Genomic DNA, 19,643 nt, shown 5'->3' on the forward strand with positions numbered 1-19,643 from the left:
AAGATACCCATTCATCCTATCAAATGTACATCTTACCGACAATTTACGAAAATTCATTTTTCATGTTCCTTCATCATTATGTTGGATGCAAAAGAAAAAAACTAGTCATTTTTTGACTAGTTTGGTTTCTTAAAATATGATTTTACGTATTTAATTGATCAAGCAGTGCCTGCTGAGATTTCCACCCGTTTTCAGAAGTAGGTTCATTTAACAGCTGCACCGCTTTCAGCAAACTGCTTTTAGCTGGTGCGTCCGTTGTTTTGGCACTTTCAAGCTCAGAGATTAGCTGCGCAACGTCCTTTTGATCTACATCATCCCCTGCAATGACCTTAGAGGATAAAACAGATGCCTTTTCTATTAAACTAGTCAGCTCCTCCGGTACTTGAAATGAGAGCTCCTTGCCTCCCCACGCCTCAAAGTGCTGATCAATCAGCTTCTTCCCAACAGCACTTGTCATGCCCTGTTCTGTCGCAAGCCCGGCAATGACATAATAGCCATCATCCATCGAGACCTTTTTCCCCGCATATCCTGCTTCTTTTAAACTGCCAACTAATTCATCTGCTCCTTTTTCAGAGGAAAACTTTCCAGCCTGTACGACATAGGTTGAAAAACTGCCAGAGGCGCTTTTTTCATCCTTATTCTCTTTTGATTCATCAGCAGTATCTGCTGGCGGCGCATCCCCGCCCGCTTTCATTGATGATTGATTTCCGGACGCTGAAACGCTGATATCTCCCCCTGATGGATTCTGAGAACCATCTTGACTTAAGCTAAGTGCAAACACACCAAGGCCTGTCCCAAGAACCACTGCAAACACAATCGTTGTCATCACTCTCTTAAACGGGCCGCGGTTTTTACCGAACTTCTGGTCAAAGGAGCCTTTTTTCTTTTGATAAGGTGTAACGACCTTTGGGTCTGAATGATAAATATGATCAGCTGCGTCATCCCACTGGAAGTCTTCTTCTTTCGGTTTAGCCGGTTCTTCCTCGGAAGCAGCTGTCTCCTGTTCTGACTGCCTTTTTTCCTCCCAATTCGAAAACGTCACTTGATCATCCTCTTGCTGTTTTGGCGGCTGGTGGTCATCTTCATGAAGCATTTCTTCTTTGCCATTAATATTGACTTTTAACCCTTGTTTTTTTGCCTGCCTTTTTTTCACTGTCATTCCCCGCTTTCTGACATTGTTTGTAAGAAAGACCTTTTTGTCCAATGAATCAGCGCGAATGTAACCCGTCCTTCTTTCTGTTTCACACTTTAACATAGCAGATAAAAAAAAGAACAAGACTTTTGTCGGCAGGGAAAAAAAGTGTTCGCCAATTTTTTCAACCGATCGACCCGGCGAACGGGAGCATGACATGAACTCCATAGAGATACAGCCAAAAAGAAAAAGAGATCGCAGGAACAAAGGGAAATGGCTCATCTAATCGAAAAGAAAAAACCTTCGCATAGACGATTCCAGTGATACACGAGAGGAAAAGAATGAGAAGGAATGGCTTGAATCCAAAGCAAAATGCAAGCACACCGAACAGCTTCATATCAGCTCCGCCCATGCTATTTGGCTTGAAACGATCTAAACTATAAAACAAGAGAAAGCAAAAAAGAAGCGAAGCCGCTCCTTCCCACCAAATAAGAAGAGGTTCAAGCGTGCGGTATATGACGAAAAGAGGGAAAAAGAAGAGAAGCAGCTCGTTTGGCACCCTCATATAAAGGAGATCGCTCACGACAGCAATCACAAATAAACTACAAAGAATCACAAGAAAAAGACCTTCAAACGAAATACCAGCGATTCTATACATGAGCAAAAAAAGACTGCCTGACAGCAGCTCAATCAGTGGATATAGCATTGGCAGCCGAGTGCCGCAATGTTTACAAGTCCCCCTCAATAATGCATACGAAACTAGCGGAATCATCTCGCGCAAGGAAAGCGGCTGTTTACAGGCTGTGCAGTGAGAACGAGGAAAAAGAATAGACCGCTTCAGTGGCAGCCTTTCACCGACTAGATGAAAGAATGACCCCATGGTGACGCCCGCAAGAAACACAAACATGCCTATCATATATCGTGACCCCTTCCGAGAATAAGATAGACCGGATTTTACCATGACCGTATTCATTGTGCACATAGCAAAAATATGATTTTACTTCTCTTCTGCGTATCAAAAGAAAAAAACGCAAGAGGCATTGAAGCCATTTGCGTTTTTTTCTTATCCGATCATACGATTTCTTATATCTGAAATAAAATAAAGAGAGCCAGTCACAAGAATCACCGCTGAAGGATCATCACTTTTTTTCTGAATGAACTCAAGCACTGTACGAGGGTCATCATCATACGACTTTGCGTCTAACTGACTGCATACATAAAGCTTTTCAGCTGATTCGGCTCTTGGAAAATCAAATGAAACAAAATGGATAGAAGAACTTACAGCTTCAAGCTTTTGAATCATTTTCTTGTACGGCTTATCTTTTAAAGCACTAAAACATATATGCACCTGTTTACTAGAAAAATGAGCTTGTACGGTTTCAATTAAACGGTCGATCCCTTCTTCATTATGTGCGCCGTCTAAATACACTGGAGGATGATCTTTGACCTTTTCAAACCTCCCAGCCCAAACTGCCTGCCGAATGCCTTCATATATTTGCTCTTCTGTCACGCTAATATAGCCTTCTTGCTCCAGCCATTCAATGAGTAAAACAGCAAGGGAAGCATTTTGCCTTTGATGCGTTCCAATTAATCCTGTTTCAAGACGAGGATACTGCCTTTTTGATGTGCGTAATGTGAAACGTTCACCTGTTTCTGTCGGCTGCTGCTCATTAAAGCTGCAAGTATCATGTAAGGAAATACATTCGGCATTCTTTTCTTTTGCTGTGTTTTGAATGACAGCAAGAGCTTCTGGCTGGTGGACTGCCGTAATCATTGGGATACCCGCTTTGATAATACCCGCTTTTTCAGCTGCAATCTGTTCAAGTGTGTCACCTAAAATGGCCATATGATCATGACCAATCGACGTAATCGCTGTTAAGATTGGCACAGCAATATTTGTAGAATCAAGCCTTCCGCCAAGCCCTGTTTCCAAGAGGACAAAGTCTACTTGGTGCACATGAGCAAAATAAGCAAATGCACATGCTGTAATGATTTCAAATTCTGTTGCTGCGCCAAGCTCTGTTTGATCTAATTCATCAACAAAAGGCTTGATTTCATTCACCAAACTCAGCCATTCTTCATCCTCTATAGGCGCTCCGTTCACGCTGATTCTTTCATTGAACGTTAGTATAAACGGAGAGGTGAAGGTTCCGACTGAATAGCCGGCTTCCTGTAAAACAGAACGTGTAAACGCAATGGTTGATCCTTTGCCATTTGTACCTGCAACATGTACTGCTTTTATGCTTTGTTCCGGATTTCCTAGTCTGTTCATCAGCCATTTCATTCGTTCAAGACCCGGTTTTACGCCAAAGGCCAGTCTGCTGTGAATCCACTCAATTGCTTCATGGTAGTTTGTAAACAATGTCATCTCTCATTTCATACGAAATTTTCAAAAAAGACGACTCCATTTCATTAGGAGCCGTCTTTTCACTCTTATGCTTTCAGCTCTTCAATACGCTTTTGAACAGCTTCGCGTTTTGCGACATAATCACGTTCTTTCGCACGCTCTTCTTCTACGACACTTTCAGGCGCTTTTTTCATAAAGCCTTCATTGCCAAGCTTTTTCTGAACTCGTTCCACTTCTTTTGTCAGTTTATCAAGCTCTTTTTGCAGACGAGCAATTTCTTCATCTAAGTTGATTAAGCCTTCAAGCGGCAGAATGAGTTCTGCTCCAGAAATGACAGCCGTCATCGCTTTATCACTAGCTGGGACATCTGTGCCAATTTCAAGAACACTTGGGTTCGTGAAGCGCTCAATATATGAACGATTTTTCTCTAAACGTTCCTGAACATCAGACGTAGATGCTTTAATGTAAAGCTCAACTTGTTTGCTCATTGGCGTGTTCACTTCACTGCGAATGTTACGAACAGAACGAATGAGTTCAACAAGCAGCTTCATATCAGCAGAAGCTTGTTCGTTGGAAAGCTCCGGCTTCACTTCAGGCCATGCCGCTACAGTAATAGACTCACCTTCATGCGGTAGATGCTGCCAGATTTCTTCTGTTAAGAACGGCATAAACGGATGTAAAAGTCTCATTGTTTGATCTAATACATACGCAAGGATCGAACGAGTCGTTTTCTTTGCTGCTTCGTCTTCACCATAAAGCGGAAGCTTCGCCATTTCAATGTACCAATCACAGAAATCATCCCAAATGAAGTTGTATAAATGTCTGCCCACTTCACCGAATTCATATTTGTCAGCAAGCTGTGTGACACTTTCAATTGTTTCATTTAAGCGTGTTAAAATCCATTGATCAGCAACTGATTTTTCTCCTGATAAATCAAGCTCATCATACGTTAAACCATCCATATTCATTAAAGCAAAACGGGATGCGTTCCAAATTTTGTTCGCAAAGTTCCAAGTGGATTCAACCTTTTCAAAGCTAAAACGAAGATCCTGGCCTGGTGAGCTTCCAGTCGCTAAGAAATATCTTAATGAATCCGCACCGTATTTGTCGATGACCTCCATTGGATCAATTCCATTGCCAAGGGACTTACTCATTTTACGTCCTTGTTCGTCGCGGATGAGCCCATGAATGAGGACATCTTTAAACGGTTTTTCTCCTGTGAATTCAAGACCTTGGAAGATCATGCGGGATACCCAGAAGAAAATGATGTCATAGCCTGTTACAAGCAGATTGGTTGGGTAGTAGCGCTTGAAGTCTTCACTGTCTGCATCTGGCCAGCCCATTGTAGAAAACGGCCACAGCGCTGAACTAAACCATGTATCAAGTACATCGTTATCCTGTTCCCAGTTCTCAATATCTTCTGGCGCTTCAAGTCCCACGTATACTTCTTTCGTTTCTTTATGATACCAAGCCGGAATGCGGTGTCCCCACCATAGCTGACGAGAAATACACCAGTCACGGATATTTTCCATCCAATGTAAATATGTCTTTTCAAATCGGTCTGGAACAAATTGAACTTGGTCGTCCCCTTTTTGCAGATGAATAGCTTCGTCTGCCAGCGGCTGCATTTTCACAAACCATTGTGTCGATAAATACGGTTCAACAACAGCTCCACTTCGCTCACTATGACCAACTGAATGCATGTGGTCTTCAATTTTGAACAATATGCCTTCCTCTTGTAAATCCTTCACAAGCTGTTTGCGGCATTCGAAACGGTCCATTCCTTTGTATTTCAAGGCATTCGCATTCATTGTGCCATCTTCATTCATGACAAGAATACGCTCTAGCCCATGGCGATTTCCAAGCTCAAAGTCATTCGGGTCATGAGCAGGTGTAATTTTCACAGCACCTGAGCCAAACTCCATATCGACATAATCATCACCGACGATTGGGATTTCACGGCCTGTGATTGGTAAAACCACTGTTTTTCCAATCAAATGCTGATAGCGTTCGTCATCAGGGTGTACGGCTACAGCTGTATCTCCCAGCATAGTTTCAGGTCTTGTTGTCGCAATTTCAATTGAACCTGTTCCATCTGAAAGCGGATATCTCAAGTGATAAAATGCACCTTGAACATCCTTATAAATCACTTCAATATCAGAAAGTGCCGTTTTCGTTGCTGGATCCCAGTTAATGATGTACTCTCCGCGATAAATAAGCCCTTTTTCATACAATTGAACAAACACTTGGCGAACGGCTTTATTCAGACCTTCATCTAAAGTAAAACGTTCACGGGAGTAATCGAGGCCAAGTCCCATTTTCGCCCACTGGCTGCGAATAAAATCTGCATATTCTTCTTTCCACTTCCACGTTTCTTCCACAAATTTCTCCCGGCCAAGATCATACCGGCTTACGCCTTCTTCGCGAAGCTTTGCCTCGACTTTTGCTTGAGTCGCAATACCGGCATGGTCCATACCTGGAAGCCAAAGAACGTCATAGCCCTGCATCCGTTTCATACGTGTCACGATGTCTTGGAGTGTAGAATCCCATGCATGCCCAAGGTGCAGTTTTCCTGTCACGTTTGGTGGAGGAATGACGACTGTATATGGATCTTTCGTTTTGTCATTTTGTGCTTCGAAGAATTTCCCTTCAAGCCAGTACGTATAGCGGTCTTTTTCAATCGCATTTGGATCGTACTTTGTTGGCATTTCTTGATTATTTGTTCCCATTTGTGTAACCTCCACATTTTTTCGGCTGATGAAACATAAAAAAAGCCTTTCCATCCTTATAAAAGGACGAAAAAGCTTTTTCGCGGTACCACCTTTTTTCACGAGACACATACACGTGTCCCATACACTCTAAAGGATAACGGGGTTCTCCCGAATTTCTCTACTTGTTCATTCAAGAAATTAAGCTCACAGGCGACCTTCCAAACAAGTACATCCTAGGAAACCTTTCAGCTCTTGGCTTCCCTCTCTTTAGGGTCTTGCTCGTACTCTTCCTGATCCACGCTTACGATATATCACGTTCATCAGCACATACTCATCTTTTATTAATATTACTAAATGCCTTTTGTTTTCGTCAATCATCTTTTCCGCTTTTCTTCTTCTTTATACAAATTGGGCAGGCACCCTTCGCCCTTTTGCCCATATGATAATAACAAAATGAAGAAGGAGGGCGTTTGATTTGAAGAAGATCAATCCTTACACACTTCCCCCCTGGCTGAGACAAATTCGGGCAGTTGCTTCCCAAGTCGTTCTCCCGATTGCTATATTTCAAGGATTTCGTACGATCATTTTCCCTACGACATTTGACGTCCTCATTCTAGGTATTCTTATTTTTCTCGCCTGTGCCTTTCATCTTGATTGGTTTTAAAAACTCATCATTATGTACCTGCCCATATAAAGCCAACGCAGTATAACCTCGTCATTCCGCCGATGACGAGGCACTTTGTTCTTCTTCAAGCCGTCTAGCCTGCTCAATTTCGTGAATTTTCATGACGGTCGGCTCAGAATTTTTCATCTGCCAATACGCTCTTAACAGCTGCTGGCAGCTTTCCATTTCATCCTGCCCGCCTGCTTCATAGGCTTTTACTGTATCAAACAGCCCTTGCGGATAAGCGAGGTAGCTTAGGAACAAATGCAGTTCTTCCTCCCGAAGAGGGTTTCCTTTTTGATACGTATAAAACAAAGAAGTGCATTCAGGACAAGACGTAGGATAGGTTTTGAAAGTCCGAAAGTAAAAGGTCAGAAGATCATAAATGGGGGAGGCTTTTTTAGACCGCTCGAAATTGGTGAAATGTCCTGTCCCTACATCATTATACAAAAAGTGATGGATCGATAGCTGCCCATGATTTAGCACAACACGCGTTGTCTCTTTGTCTTTCATTTCTTCATGCCAATCTTCTAAACGTTCAAGCGCAAATTCACTGGCAGACATCGCCTCTGAAAAATACATAGCAGCGGCCAGCTCAAATGGCGACATATACCACGTTTGTTCTGCCCGCTCTATGAATCGTTCATACATGTCTTTCTCTGTTTCCCATTTGGTCTTGATTTGTGTGTAATGTGCTTCTATCTCTTGCTCTGTGATATCCATCATGACTTCAGTCCGCTTATGAAGTCTTGCAATCTCTTGAAATAAATATTCGTGCTTATCGTCCTGCTCTTCTCTCTTTTCATTCGTCAGCCACGGCATCAGATAGTATGCATACTGGCTTTCCCGATGACTTGAGAAAAAGGAACCGCTCGTCGTCCGATAAATCGGCACAAAGGAGCGATAGCCCTTTGATTCCAGTTCAAGCATTTGTTCTGTAAATTGCATATGCCGGCTGGCTTTTACTCGCTTTAGAGCAAATACACCCTGCTTTGTATATACCTTAATGACAGCAGGACTGACAGGTTCAATATATTCAGCCTCAAGTCCGTATTCGTATAAGACAGATTGGATTTCATCCACGTTCACTCACCACATTTTCTCGGTCAGTCATCGCTTGCTATGCATTGCTTTTTTGATATTCAGGAATATAAAGAATCTGCCCTTCCTCAAGCTCCGCATCAATCGATAATGAGTTTGTGCGAAGAAGCTGCTGCACATTCAACTGATATCTCTCACAAATACGATCGACCGTATCTTCTTGCTGAACTATACATATTTTCATGCGGGAAAAATCTTCCTCCTCCTGCTTAGCGAACAGCTTTGTTAAATAAAGAGAATTCTCACTGCCAGACGTTTCTCTCACGTCTTCTTCAAGCTCCTCTTCTTCTTGAGCTGACTCATATATTTTAGGTGCTTCCCGTTCATATAACCGCCCGAGCTGATATTCATCATCGTGCGCCTCATGCTCAGGCTCCACTTGATCAGCAGGTGATTCAAAAGCCGGATACGACTGTACCGTTTCTTCCTGCTCTTCAGCAGCTTCCGGATCCTTTCTTACTTCCACTTCAAAGAACGGCTCTTCCCGCTCCTCTTCTTCTAATAGCTTTGGCGGTTCAAAAAATGGTGGTTCCTGCACCTGAGCTTCAGGGATGGATCGATAACCAAGCGCCACAGCTTCTTCTTGATTATTCGGCTGTTCCGGCTGTTCTGGCTCTTCAGGTTCTTCTAATTCTTCAGGTTCGTCGGACGCTTCCTCTACTTCCCTGTTCACCAATTCTATCTCAATTTCTTCTTCCTCTTCTTCTTGTACTTCCTGCACTTCCTGTTCCTCTTGCTCCGCGCGCGTGTCATGTTGGAATACAGGCTGATCCTCATCACGCTCACGTTCTTCGCCTTGCAGCTCTTCTTGTTCTTCTTGTTCTGGCTGCAACCGATAATCGTAGGCCATATCGCCATAATCCACTTCAGGACGATGGACAAATTCATACGGCTCCTCTACAGGCGCTTGAGGCGTTTCCTCGTCTAACAAGCCCTCAATGGCTAAATCAGCCTGAATGGTGAGCAAACGATTCTCTGTCAGCTGGTAATCAAACGCATCAATAAACACAAACACATCATTTAAATGACTAATTTTGTTCTTCGGAATGGTGATATCGACTGGAAATTGATGCAAAAGCTCCGCCGTTCCGTCTTCTCTGACCTTTACCTCATCTGCTTCCCTGTATGTTGGAAAGGAACTCAATTCACCCAATAGCTCCTCCTGATTTATGTTGTATTCTCCTGTTAGCTCGAGTGAACCTCTAATAGAAACATAATCATTCACTTCTTGAACGAGAATGTCAGGGTCAAGAGAAATTGACAGCAGCTCACTGACTTCCTGTCCGCTTTTGAAATAAATGGATTCTTCTACTGAAAACTGTAATCGATTGTTTTGAGACAAGTCGGTGTCCTCCTTTCATCTAATCCTTAAAAAATAAAATTAGATGTCAATACAGTTGTATGAGGGAGGTAGTGAAAATATGATTGGTTTTCTCTAATGCAAAAAAGCCGATATGTCTCCATATCGGCCTTTTGTTTTATCGACGTAGTTTTTGAAAAACCTTTTCCACTGTCTCAATCGTATATTCGATGTCTTCATCTGTATGAGCTGTTGACAGGAATAGTCCTTCAAATTGAGAAGGCGGGAGGAAGATGCCGTGATCGGCCATTTCCTTGTAAAATTCAGCGAATAAAGCAAGATCAGCTGTTTTCGCTTTGTCATAATTGATCACTTCTTCATTTGTAAAGAAGAATCCGATCATGGAGCCCGCACGGTTAAACGTTAATGGAATTCCGTATGCTTTCGCCGCTTTCGAAATGCCTTCTTCTAAACGGTCACCTTTTCGTTTAAATTCTTCATAAGACTCAGGTGTCAGCTGTTTTAGGGTTTCTAAGCCTGCTGTCATCGCAAGAGGGTTACCAGATAACGTTCCTGCTTGATAAATTGGACCGCTTGGCGCAATTTGTCTCATAATATCCGCTCTTCCGCCATAAGCACCGACTGGAAGACCGCCTCCAATCACTTTACCAAGGCACGTCAGATCAGGTGTGATGCCAAAATAGCCTTGCGCGCAGTGATAATCCACACGGAAGCCTGTCATGACCTCATCAAAAATAAGCAATGATCCATATTGCTCCGTGATGTCTCTTAGTCCTTGCAAGAAACCTTCTTGTGGAGGGACAACCCCCATATTTCCTGCGACCGGCTCTACAATAACACCAGCGATATCATCTCCGAATTCTTGAAAAGCAACTTGAATGCTTTCTAAATCATTGTACGGCACTGTGATGGTGTTGCTTGCCGTCCCTTCAGGAACACCAGGACTATCTGGCAGTCCAAGCGTTGCCACTCCAGAACCCGCTTTAATGAGCAAAGAATCACCGTGGCCATGATAGCAGCCTTCAAATTTCACAATTTTATTTCTGCCTGTAAAACCACGAGCTAGACGAAGTGCACTCATCGTTGCCTCTGTACCAGAGCTGACCATGCGAATAACTTCGATGGAAGGAACCCGTTCTGATACAAGTTTAGCTAATTCATTTTCAACTAACGTAGAAGCACCGAAGCTTGTCCCATTTTCCGCTACTCGCTGAATGCTTTCAACAACACGGTCATTCGTATGTCCTAAAATAAGCGGTCCCCATGATAAAACATAATCGATGTATTCATTTCCATCAATATCATAGATCTTGGCGCCTTTGCCTCGTTCCATAAAAATCGGGTCTGTGTTGACTGATTTAAATGCACGCACAGGGCTGTTGACACCACCAGGCATTAATTGCTGTGCTTCTTCAAATGCTTGCTTTGATTTTTCATAGCTACGTCCCATTTCAACGTCCTCCTGTCTATCCGTTCTTTATTCTGAGAGCCATTTTGCTGCATCTTTTGCATGATACGTAATGATGAGTTCTGCTCCTGCACGTTTCATGCTTGTCAGCATTTCAAGAACAAGCTCTTTTTCAGAAATCCAGCCATTTTGAGCGGCGGCTTTCACCATCGCATACTCTCCGCTCACATTATAAGCAACAACAGGGAGTGTAAATTCATTTTTCACATCACGCATAATGTCTAAGTAAGAAAGAGATGGTTTGACAATTAAGAAGTCAGCTCCCTCTTCTACATCAGATTGCGCTTCTCTTAGTGCTTCTAAACGGTTTGCAGGGTCCATTTGATATGTTTTACGATCTCCAAACTGCGGTGTACTATGTGCCGCATCACGAAACGGACCGTAAAAAGCACTTGCATATTTCACCGCATATGACATGACAGGTACATGAATAAAGCCTGCTTCATCAAGTGCCTCACGAATGGCAACAACAAATCCGTCCATCATATTTGAAGGTGCGATGATATCTGCACCTGCACGCGCTTGGCTGACAGCAGTTTTCGCTAATAGCTGAAGAGATTCATCATTTAAAATTTCTCCATCTTCAACGATTCCGCAATGTCCGTGATCTGTATATTGGCATAAGCAAGTGTCTGCAATGACCACGAGCTCTGGGAAATGCTTTTTGATTTCAAGCGTTGCTCTTTGAACAATGCCATGATCGTGATACGCCTCACTGCCTACATGATCTTTATGATCCGGCACACCAAATACAATGATCGATTTGATGCCAAGATCAACAAGCTCTTGGACTTCTTCTTTCACGAGGTCTACAGAAATGTGATATACACCAGGCATTGAAGAGACTTCTTTTCGGACATTTTCTCCCTCTACAAAAAAGATCGGGTAAATGAAATCAGATGGTCTTAAAAAGGTTTCTCTGACTAATTCTCTCATTCCTGCGCTTGTCCGCAATCTGCGGTGTCTGTTAAATTTCATCAATGGTTCAACTTCCTTTCAGATAAACGGCACATTAAATCAAGCATTCCGTCTATCGTATAAGTATCTGGGGTTTCAGAAGAAATCCCGTATTGAAGCAGTGCCTCTTTTGTCAGAGGACCGATCGTCACAAAACAGGTGTCAGATGCAGCAAGCTTCGCTGCGTCTTGTTCCATCACATGCATAAAAGAATGAACAGTGGATGAGCTAGTAAATGTAATAAAATCAAATGATTGCTTCGTCATTGCCGATTTAAGAGCAGCAATTCCTTCCTCATCCTTGACTGTTTCATATAAAATCCATTCTTTTACCTCTATGCCGAGCGGAATGAGGGTCTCTTTCACCACATCTCGTGACAGATGCCCTTTTGCTACAAACACACGCTCTCCTGGGCGTACATGGTCAAGTAATGCATCTGCCAGTTCCTCCGCTATAAATCGTTCTGGCACCACATCCACCTTCAAGCCGTGCTGCTCAAGATAGGCAGAGGTTTTCTCTCCTACAGCAGCCACTTTCAAATGGGTTAAGCTCTTATGTAAATGATGGTCTTTTATGTAATTCAGAAAAAAAGACGCACCATTCACACTCGTGAAAACAAGCCAGTGGCTATTTTGTAAGTCCTTTAAAAAGGCCTGCGCTTTTTCTTTTGTGAGCGTAGGCTCAAACCGAATAAGAGAGGTTAAAACCGCATGACCGTTCAGCGCTTCGATCTTTTGCTGAAACACGCCCGCTTGACGTTCATTTCGAGTGACAAGCACCGTCTGTCCGTGAAGCGATTTGCCTATGCTCATTGAGACAGATCCTTTTTCACCTTGTCGATCAAATCCTTTGCTCCCTTATCGGCCATCTGCTTCGCACACGCTGTTCCAATGGCTTCAGGGTCAGTGCCTGTGACGGTTTCTCGAATAATCGTGTGGCCATCAGCAGATGCAACAAGACCTGTTAGTTCAATTTCATGCTGCTCATTCATCGTTGCATAGCCAGCGATCGGCACCTGACAGCTTCCATCCATTTGTTTGAGGAAGGCTCTTTCTGCAAGGACGGTTTTCTTCGTATATTCATTCGTAAATTGGGCGAGAAGCTTAAGCAGTTCTTCATCATCCCCGCGGCACTCAATCGATAGCGCGCCTTGTCCAACGGCAGGAAGGCAAGTCTCAGGAGATAAAAATTCCGACACGACCTCTTTGCTCCATCCCATTCTGGACAGACCGGCAGCCGCTAGAATAATGGCGTCATACTCTTCACTTTTCAGCTTTTCCAATCTCGTATCAATGTTTCCTCGAATCCATTTAATCTCAAGATCTGGTCTTTCCTGAAGAAGCTGGGCGCTGCGCCGTAAGCTGCTTGTTCCTACAATTGCGCCCTTAGGCAGTTCGCTGAGACTTAGATGATCCTTCGAAATTAGTGCATCCCGCACATCTTCACGCTCAGGAATACAGCCAATAACTAAACCTTCTGGAAGAGCAGCCGGCATATCCTTCATGCTGTGCACCGCCATATCGATATCATGATTCAGCATCGCCTGCTCGATCTCTTTAACAAACAGTCCTTTTCCGCCAACCTTAGATAAAGTCACATCTAAAATTTGATCACCCTTTGTCACAATTTCTTTTATTTCAAAAGAATAAGAAGGGTTTAGTTCAGACAGCTTTTGAATGACCCATTTTGTTTGTGTAATTGCCAGCTTACTTCGTCTAGAACCTACTTTAATTGTACGCAATACGTCTTCCTCCCGACAATGCCTTTAAGACTCATCATTATTGAAACCAATGAAAGGTTGATAAGCTACCAAGCAGAAAATAATTGATCATCAGCACAAGAAATGAAGCGACATTCCATAGTGCCACGATTTTGCCCTGCATATTTCTCACCAATCTGATATATAAGTAAAAGCCGTATAAAAACAGCATAATAAACGAACCAAGCACCTTTGCATCTGTCCAGTACAACGTATCATACGAAATATATGCCCATATGATGCCAAGAATTAAACTAAGCAAGAGCATAGGCACACCAATAATGTTTAATACGTACGCCATATGATCCAGCTTTGATAAGTCTTCAATTCTCAGAAGCCATTTTCCCCATTTTTTCTTTTTCAGCAAACGATATTGAAAGAGATAAAGCAGTGAAAAAGCAAATGAAAGTGAAAAGGCACCGTAGGATAAAATCGCCATCGTAATATGAATCACGAGCAGTTCACTCGTCAGCTTCCCCGTTAGTTCTGCTGAATGGAGATCAGATGGTGTAAAGGTGTGAATCGCCATCATGGAAAAACCGATCACATTTGTAAAAAAGACAATAAATTCAACGCGCAATACCTTTGTGAGCACAAGAGAAAGTGTCACAAGCACCCACGTATAAAAATATAACCCCTCTGCTACATTCAACACAGGGAATCGGTCTGTTTCCATCATAATATAGAACATGTAGACTGTTTGCAGCAGCCAGACAATAGAAAGCAACCAGAAAGCCATTTTTCCAGCCTTCCGGTTGTGTTGAAGAAAATCTATGAAATAGAACAAGACACTTAGTGCATAGATTAAGATCGTTGCTTCATTGAGTCTCGCTACAATGGATTCCATCATCGCTTAATCACTCACTGGCAACTGTAGCAAAGCCTTGCGCCATATTTGGTTTGAACAGCTGAAATGATCCTTGCTCCACCTGCATCGGCTCGACCTTTTGCTCTTCATCTTCAACCTGTAAATCAAAGATTTCTTTAAAGAGTAAAAGCTTTTCCTCTGCATTCGGCTCCGCGGCAATTTCTTTTGCCTTTAAGATAGGATCTTTCAGCATTTGGTTGATGATGCTTTTCGTATGTTTATTTAACAGCTTCATTTCACGGTTTGTGAGGTTTGGAAGCTTCCGCTCAATACTCTGCATCGTATCGGCTTGAATTGTGAGTGCTTTTTCTCTAAGTGCAGAAATGACCGGAACAACACCTAACGTATTCAGCCATTGCTTAAATTCCACAATTTCTGCTTCAATCAGAAGCTCAACCTGCTCAGCCACTGCACGGCGCTCTTTTAAGTTGGCAGCCACGATGCCTTCAAGGTCATCAATGTCATACAAAAAAGCACCTTCTACTTCAGAAATAGCTGGATCTAAATCACGGGGTACAGCAATATCCACCATAAATAGAGGTCTGCCCTTCCGCTTTTTATTCGCACCTTCGACCATTTCTTTTGTAATGACAAATTGTTTCGCTCCTGTTGAGCTGATTAAAATGTCCGCTTCGGATAATGTTTTTTCTAATTGGTTTAAGCTCTTAGGCTCTCCTGAAAAACGACCGGCCAATTCCTTTGCCTTCTCAAACGTTCGGTTGATGACCGTTACTTGGCCAATTCCTTGACCTTGAAGGTTTTGAGCTGCCAGTTCGCCCATTTTGCCCGCACCAAGAATCAGGACATGCTTATCAGAAAGACGTCCAAAGATTTTTTTGGCAAGCTCAACAGCTGCATAGCTGACAGATACGGCATTAGACGCAATATCCGTTTCCGCATGAGAGCGCTTTGCAACGGTTACCGCCTGTTTAAATAAATAATTGAAAACGGTACCAATGGTCTTCTCCTCTTGAGCTACTTTAAAGCTGGAACGCACTTGACCGAGTATTTGCGTTTCACCAATGACCATGGAATCAAGTCCACAAGCCACACGGAATAAATGCTCAACCGCTCCATCGTTTTCATAAAACTTCAAATATGGAGAGACATCTTCCTTTTCTAAACCGAACCAATCGGCTAAAAATCTTTTTATATAAAACCGTCCAGTATGAAGCTGATCTACTACTGCGTAGATCTCTGTTCGATTACATGTTGAGATGACGATATTCTCTAGAATGCTTTTTTCTTCTTTAAGCTTGGACATCGCTGTTCCGAGCTCACTCGGTTCAAAGCTCAGCTGTTCCCGTATCTCAACAGGGGCTGTTTTATAATCTAAACCCACAACAAGAATATGCATAACTTCAGCTTGCACCCCCAACGCCCTGTCTAATTTATAATAATTACAATATAGAATTTATTATTTATAATGATTATAACATATATTCATTTTTAACTGGATAAAAATTGTGAACAGATTTCAAAAATGTTGTGATATAGTAGAAAAATGTTCGACACCAATTATGCCATATCATCACTTCAAGCAATTTACCAGATTTGGCGCGTGCGGACAAATGATCTGCTTAAAAGAAGGTGACATCTTTGAAGAAGAAATCCATTTTGCTGCCGCTCACTTTATTGGCTGTAGCGCTATATGCCATTCTCTCAGGAGGTCAATTTGACATTTGGAAGGATCAAGAGAAATGGTATACACTTGTACTGCTTTTTGGCCTCGCGTTCTTATATCAAGGAAAAAAGGAGCAAGAAAGCGCTCATGTGTTTATCGGTATGCTCATGACAGGCCTTTCGCTACACTTTATTCTACAGCCTAAATTGGACCACTGGCCAGACACATTTACAATGATTGTGTTCATCGTAGGACTTGCACTCTTTGTGAAATCATCTCAGAAAAAAGAATATCGAATTGAAAGTGTTGTGCTGATCGCACTCGGTTTGTTCCTTTATTTCTTTCAGCAAATTACAAAACAGCTAAGTTCCCTTTCGATCCCTACTTCCGGCTTTGAATTGTACTGGCCTTATGTACTGATTGCTGTCAGTCTCCTCTTATTATTTTTAAAAAGGAAATAACTTATACAATAAAAAAGGCATCTGCTCATGGCAGATGCCTTCAGCGTAAAGACAAACCCTCGCATTCGGTGTCAGTCCTGCGTGCTGGTGCTCACGAATAACAAATTCGCTCCGCGCCAGTACTCGTCCTTTCTAGACTTCAAGAGTTTTCTTATCACACTGAAAAGAAGACAAAGATAAAAAAGCATCTGCTCATCGCAGATGCTTTTTTTAGCCGTTTACCTTCGCAAGGATCGCATTCCAGGCTTCATCTTTTCCCTTTTTTGTTTCAGAAGAGAATAGGATGAGTTCATCTGATGGGTCAATGTCGAGCGTCTGTTTGACGACTTTCGCATGTTTTTCCCATTTGCCTTTTGGAATTTTATCCGCTTTTGTTGCGATGACGATCACTGGAACTCCGTAATATTTAAGGAATTCATACATGTTCACATCATCTACTGATGGCTTATGGCGCAGATCCACAATTTGGACGACTGCTTTTAATTCTTCACGCATTGTAATATACGTTTCGATCATTCTACCCCAGGCTTCACGCTCTGTTTTTGAAACTTTGGCAAAGCCGTAGCCCGGAACGTCCACAAAATGGAGCATATCATTAATAATGTAGAAATTAAGCGTCTGGGTCTTACCTGGTTTAGAAGACGTACGCGCTAAATTTTTACGATTAATCAATGAGTTGATGAACGAGGACTTTCCAACATTTGATCGTCCAGCAAGCGCGATTTCAGGCAGTCCGCCGCTCGGGTACTGCTCTGGTTTCACCGCACTAATGACGATATCTGATTTTGTTACTTTCATCTTCCCTCTCCTACCAATGCTTTCTCAAGCACCTCATCTAAATGTGAGACCGGAATAAAGGTTAGTCCTTCTCTCACACTTTCAGGAATATCATCAATATCCTTCTCATTGTCCTTTGGAAGAATAATGGTTTTCAATCCTGCACGATGTGCGCCTAATGCTTTTTCTTTTAGTCCGCCAATCGGAAGCACTCTTCCTCTTAACGTTATCTCTCCTGTCATACCAACCTCTTTTGACACAGGACGTCCTGTGAGTGCTGATACAAGAGCCGTCGCAATGGTGATACCAGCTGATGGCCCGTCCTTTGGAACCGCACCCTCTGGAACATGGATATGAATATCGTGCTTTTCATTAAAATTAGGATCAATGTTCAGTTCATCTGCTTTGGATCGAATATAACTGAATGCCGCCTGTGCAGATTCTCTCATGACATCACCAAGCTTACCTGTTAACAAGAGCTTGCCTTTACCAGGAGAAAGCGATACCTCAATTGATAAGGTGTCTCCGCCAACAGTCGTATACGCAAGTCCTGTGACAACCCCGACTTGGTCTGTCGTTTCAGCCTGACCATAACGGTAAAGTCTTTTTCCGAGAAATTCAGATAAGTTCTTTTCCGTCACTGTGATGCGCTTGCGGTCTTCAGCCACAATCGCTCTTGCCGCTTTTCGGCAAATGGCCGCAAGCTGACGCTCTAATCCACGAACTCCTGCTTCTCTTGTGTAATAGCGAATCATATCATAAATCGCTGCTTCACGAAGCTGCAAGTTCCCTTTCTTTAATCCGTGCTCCTTTAGCTGCTTCGGCAGAAGATGATCTTTCACAATCTCTGCTTTTTCAACCTCTGTATACCCTGCAATCGTGATAATCTCCATTCTATCACGAAGTGGACCTGGAATGGTTGCTAAATTGTTGGCAGTGGCAATAAATAACACCTGCGATAAATCAAATGTCTCTTCAATATAGTGATCGCTAAAGTTGTGATTTTGCTCTGGATCCAGCACTTCAAGCATCGCAGAAGACGGATCACCTCTAAAATCAGAGGACATCTTATCGATTTCATCTAAAAGAAACACTGGATTCATTGTGCCTGCCTTACTCATCCCGCGAATGATACGGCCTGGCATCGCCCCTACATACGTTCTTCTATGTCCGCGAATTTCAGATTCATCACGCACCCCGCCAAGAGAGATACGGATAAACTTTCGATCAAGTGATTTAGCAATCGATTTGGCAAGTGACGTTTTCCCTACCCCAGGAGGTCCTGCTAAGCAAAGAATCGGTCCTTTTAATGAATTGGTCAGCTTCTGTACAGCAAGGTATTCAAGCACACGTTCCTTGACTTTTTCCAGCCCATGATGCTCATCATCTAAAATTTCACTTGCAAGCTTTAAATCTAGACGATCTTCTGTATAGATGCCCCATGGAAGATTGATCAGCCAATCAATATAATTTCGAATGACAGAGCTCTCCGCAGAGCTTGAAGGAATTTTTTCATAACGGTTCAATTCTTTTAACGCCGTTTCACGAACAGACTCAGGCATGCTGGACTCTTCGATTTTAGACATTAATGAACTGACTTCGCCTGTTTTTCCTTCCTTGTCTCCAAGCTCCTTTTGAATGGCTTTCATTTGTTCACGCAAATAATATTCTTTTTGCGTTCGTTCCATTGAACGTTTGACGCGCTGGCCAATTTTCTTTTCAATTTCCAGCACTTCTTTTTCATTGTGGATTAAGCTGATGACACGATTCAGACGTTTTTTGACATCCACTGTTTCCAGTACTTCTTGTTTGTCCTTTAATTTGAGCGGCAGGTGAGAAGCAACGATATCTGCCATTCTCCCCGGTTCCTCAATATCCGTCACCGTTGCATATGTTTCAGCTGAGATTTTTTTTGAAATTTTTATGTACTGATCAAAATGATCTAACAAAGTGCGCATGAGTGCTTCTGCTTCTGCGTCCTTTAACTCTTCTTCTGCCAATTCTTTAATATCGACGGACGTATAGTCCTCAAGCTCCACATATGACTCAATCTGCGCTCGATTTAAGCCTTCAACGAGTACACGAATCGTTCCATTCGGCAGCTTCAGCATTTGTTTGATTTTTGTGTAGGTGCCGACTTTGAAAATTTCCTCTTCACCTGGTTCATCTATTGAAATTTCCCGCTGTGTTGCTAGAAAAATCATATGATCGTTCATCATCGCCTGTTCTAATGCTTGAACAGACTTCTCGCGTCCAACGTCCAAATGCAAGACCATTGTTGGATAAACAAGCAAGCCTCGCAATGGGAGGAGCGGAACATTCTTTTTGATTTCATCTGCCATGTTGATTGACACCTCCGTCACTAGTATGAATCATTATAATATACCTGTTTCAGTCTTGTACAATGTAAAAGACTTGAGAAATGATGATCTTACCGTAGTATACCCTTTCTT

Annotated in this window: 16 protein-coding genes and 1 other annotated feature; of the genes, 2 read left to right on the forward strand and 14 right to left on the reverse strand. The window is 42.6% G+C overall.

Features of this window, described 5'->3' with window-relative positions; translation table 11 throughout:
- Window positions 1–142: 142 nt before the first annotated feature.
- The 4 genes from H7F25_RS11320 to H7F25_RS11335 form a co-directional block, all read right to left on the reverse strand.
- The gene (locus tag H7F25_RS11320; protein ID WP_253207486.1) at window positions 143–1,159 is read right to left on the reverse strand and encodes an SPOR domain-containing protein; all 1,017 of its coding nucleotides are present in this window, start codon (window positions 1,157–1,159) and stop codon (window positions 143–145) included.
- Between the two features lie 157 nt (window positions 1,160–1,316).
- Window positions 1,317–2,048 (reverse strand): prepilin peptidase, encoded by a 732-nt coding sequence (locus H7F25_RS11325; RefSeq protein WP_185853735.1) that lies wholly within the window; start codon window positions 2,046–2,048, stop codon window positions 1,317–1,319.
- A gap of 147 nt (window positions 2,049–2,195) precedes the next feature.
- Entirely contained in the window at window positions 2,196–3,500 is a 1,305-nt protein-coding gene (locus H7F25_RS11330) for a bifunctional folylpolyglutamate synthase/dihydrofolate synthase (protein ID WP_185853736.1), read from the reverse strand.
- A gap of 65 nt (window positions 3,501–3,565) precedes the next feature.
- The gene (locus H7F25_RS11335; protein WP_073206700.1) at window positions 3,566–6,208 is read right to left on the reverse strand and encodes a valine--tRNA ligase; all 2,643 of its coding nucleotides are present in this window, start codon (window positions 6,206–6,208) and stop codon (window positions 3,566–3,568) included.
- A gap of 59 nt (window positions 6,209–6,267) precedes the next feature.
- Window positions 6,268–6,497 (reverse strand) — a binding site (T-box leader).
- Between the two features lie 168 nt (window positions 6,498–6,665).
- Here H7F25_RS11335 and H7F25_RS19350 point away from each other — a divergent pair.
- On the forward strand, window positions 6,666–6,854 hold the full coding sequence (locus H7F25_RS19350) for a hypothetical protein (RefSeq protein WP_003216497.1): 189 nt from the start codon (window positions 6,666–6,668) through the stop codon (window positions 6,852–6,854).
- Between the two features lie 51 nt (window positions 6,855–6,905).
- On the opposite strand, the gene ysxE is transcribed toward H7F25_RS19350, so the two are convergent.
- The 8 genes from ysxE to hemA form a co-directional block, all read right to left on the reverse strand.
- Window positions 6,906–7,937 carry a spore coat protein YsxE gene (ysxE, locus tag H7F25_RS11340; RefSeq protein ID WP_034621137.1) on the reverse strand — a complete coding sequence of 344 codons (1,032 nt, stop codon included), beginning with the start codon at window positions 7,935–7,937 and terminating at the stop codon, window positions 6,906–6,908.
- Window positions 7,938–7,974: 37 nt separating this feature from the next.
- Entirely contained in the window at window positions 7,975–9,297 is a 1,323-nt protein-coding gene (locus tag H7F25_RS11345) for a LysM peptidoglycan-binding domain-containing protein (protein ID WP_133744261.1), read from the reverse strand.
- 136 nt (window positions 9,298–9,433) lie between these two features.
- Window positions 9,434–10,726, reverse strand: coding sequence for a glutamate-1-semialdehyde 2,1-aminomutase (gene hemL / locus H7F25_RS11350; protein ID WP_024427834.1), 1,293 nt, complete (start codon window positions 10,724–10,726; stop codon window positions 9,434–9,436).
- 27 nt (window positions 10,727–10,753) lie between these two features.
- A complete protein-coding gene (hemB, locus tag H7F25_RS11355; RefSeq protein WP_029706177.1) occupies window positions 10,754–11,722 on the reverse strand; it encodes a porphobilinogen synthase in 969 nt (322 codons plus the stop codon).
- On the reverse strand, window positions 11,722–12,513 hold the full coding sequence (locus H7F25_RS11360) for a uroporphyrinogen-III synthase (RefSeq protein WP_133744262.1): 792 nt from the start codon (window positions 12,511–12,513) through the stop codon (window positions 11,722–11,724). Before H7F25_RS11360 ends, hemB begins: the two co-directional genes overlap by 1 nt.
- A complete protein-coding gene (hemC, locus tag H7F25_RS11365) occupies window positions 12,510–13,442 on the reverse strand; it encodes a hydroxymethylbilane synthase (protein WP_098677011.1) in 933 nt (310 codons plus the stop codon). Before hemC ends, H7F25_RS11360 begins: the two co-directional genes overlap by 4 nt.
- Window positions 13,443–13,479: 37 nt before the next feature.
- Window positions 13,480–14,310 carry a cytochrome c biogenesis protein gene (locus tag H7F25_RS11370; RefSeq protein WP_024423174.1) on the reverse strand — a complete coding sequence of 277 codons (831 nt, stop codon included), beginning with the start codon at window positions 14,308–14,310 and terminating at the stop codon, window positions 13,480–13,482.
- A 7-nt stretch (window positions 14,311–14,317) separates the two neighbouring features.
- Window positions 14,318–15,685, reverse strand: a complete 1,368-nt coding sequence (hemA, locus tag H7F25_RS11375) for a glutamyl-tRNA reductase (protein WP_135032660.1) — start codon at window positions 15,683–15,685, stop codon at window positions 14,318–14,320.
- A 242-nt stretch (window positions 15,686–15,927) separates the two neighbouring features.
- Between hemA and H7F25_RS11380 the strand changes: the two genes are divergently transcribed.
- On the forward strand, window positions 15,928–16,413 hold the full coding sequence (locus H7F25_RS11380) for a hypothetical protein (RefSeq protein WP_034279808.1): 486 nt from the start codon (window positions 15,928–15,930) through the stop codon (window positions 16,411–16,413).
- Window positions 16,414–16,623: 210 nt separating this feature from the next.
- Here H7F25_RS11380 and yihA read toward each other — a convergent pair whose 3' ends face one another.
- Window positions 16,624–17,211 carry a ribosome biogenesis GTP-binding protein YihA/YsxC gene (gene yihA, locus H7F25_RS11385; protein ID WP_024423177.1) on the reverse strand — a complete coding sequence of 196 codons (588 nt, stop codon included), beginning with the start codon at window positions 17,209–17,211 and terminating at the stop codon, window positions 16,624–16,626.
- A complete protein-coding gene (lon, locus tag H7F25_RS11390; RefSeq protein ID WP_024423178.1) occupies window positions 17,208–19,532 on the reverse strand; it encodes an endopeptidase La in 2,325 nt (774 codons plus the stop codon). The genes yihA and lon overlap by 4 nt, the downstream gene beginning before the upstream one ends.
- Between the last annotated feature and the right edge of the window lie 111 nt (window positions 19,533–19,643).

Source organism: Bacillus sp. PAMC28571, from assembly GCF_014250435.1.
GTDB lineage: Bacteria > Bacillota > Bacilli > Bacillales > Bacillaceae > Bacillus > Bacillus safensis.

What these genes read in the sequence shown, in the direction of transcription:
- H7F25_RS11320 (WP_253207486.1), bottom strand. Translation starts at nt 1,159, where the DNA reads ATGACAGTGAAAAAAAGGCAGGCAAAAAAACAAGGGTTAAAAGTCAAT.
- H7F25_RS11325 (WP_185853735.1), bottom strand. Translation starts at nt 2,048, where the DNA reads ATGATAGGCATGTTTGTGTTTCTTGCGGGCGTCACCATGGGGTCATTC.
- H7F25_RS11330 (WP_185853736.1), bottom strand. Translation starts at nt 3,500, where the DNA reads ATGACATTGTTTACAAACTACCATGAAGCAATTGAGTGGATTCACAGC.
- H7F25_RS11335 (WP_073206700.1), bottom strand. Translation starts at nt 6,208, where the DNA reads ATGGGAACAAATAATCAAGAAATGCCAACAAAGTACGATCCAAATGCG.
- hemL (WP_024427834.1), bottom strand. Translation starts at nt 10,726, where the DNA reads ATGGGACGTAGCTATGAAAAATCAAAGCAAGCATTTGAAGAAGCACAG.
- hemB (WP_029706177.1), bottom strand. Translation starts at nt 11,722, where the DNA reads ATGAAATTTAACAGACACCGCAGATTGCGGACAAGCGCAGGAATGAGA.
- H7F25_RS11360 (WP_133744262.1), bottom strand. Translation starts at nt 12,513, where the DNA reads ATGAGCATAGGCAAATCGCTTCACGGACAGACGGTGCTTGTCACTCGA.
- H7F25_RS11370 (WP_024423174.1), bottom strand. Translation starts at nt 14,310, where the DNA reads ATGATGGAATCCATTGTAGCGAGACTCAATGAAGCAACGATCTTAATC.
- hemA (WP_135032660.1), bottom strand. Translation starts at nt 15,685, where the DNA reads ATGCATATTCTTGTTGTGGGTTTAGATTATAAAACAGCCCCTGTTGAG.
- yihA (WP_024423177.1), bottom strand. Translation starts at nt 17,211, where the DNA reads ATGAAAGTAACAAAATCAGATATCGTCATTAGTGCGGTGAAACCAGAG.
- lon (WP_024423178.1), bottom strand. Translation starts at nt 19,532, where the DNA reads ATGGCAGATGAAATCAAAAAGAATGTTCCGCTCCTCCCATTGCGAGGC.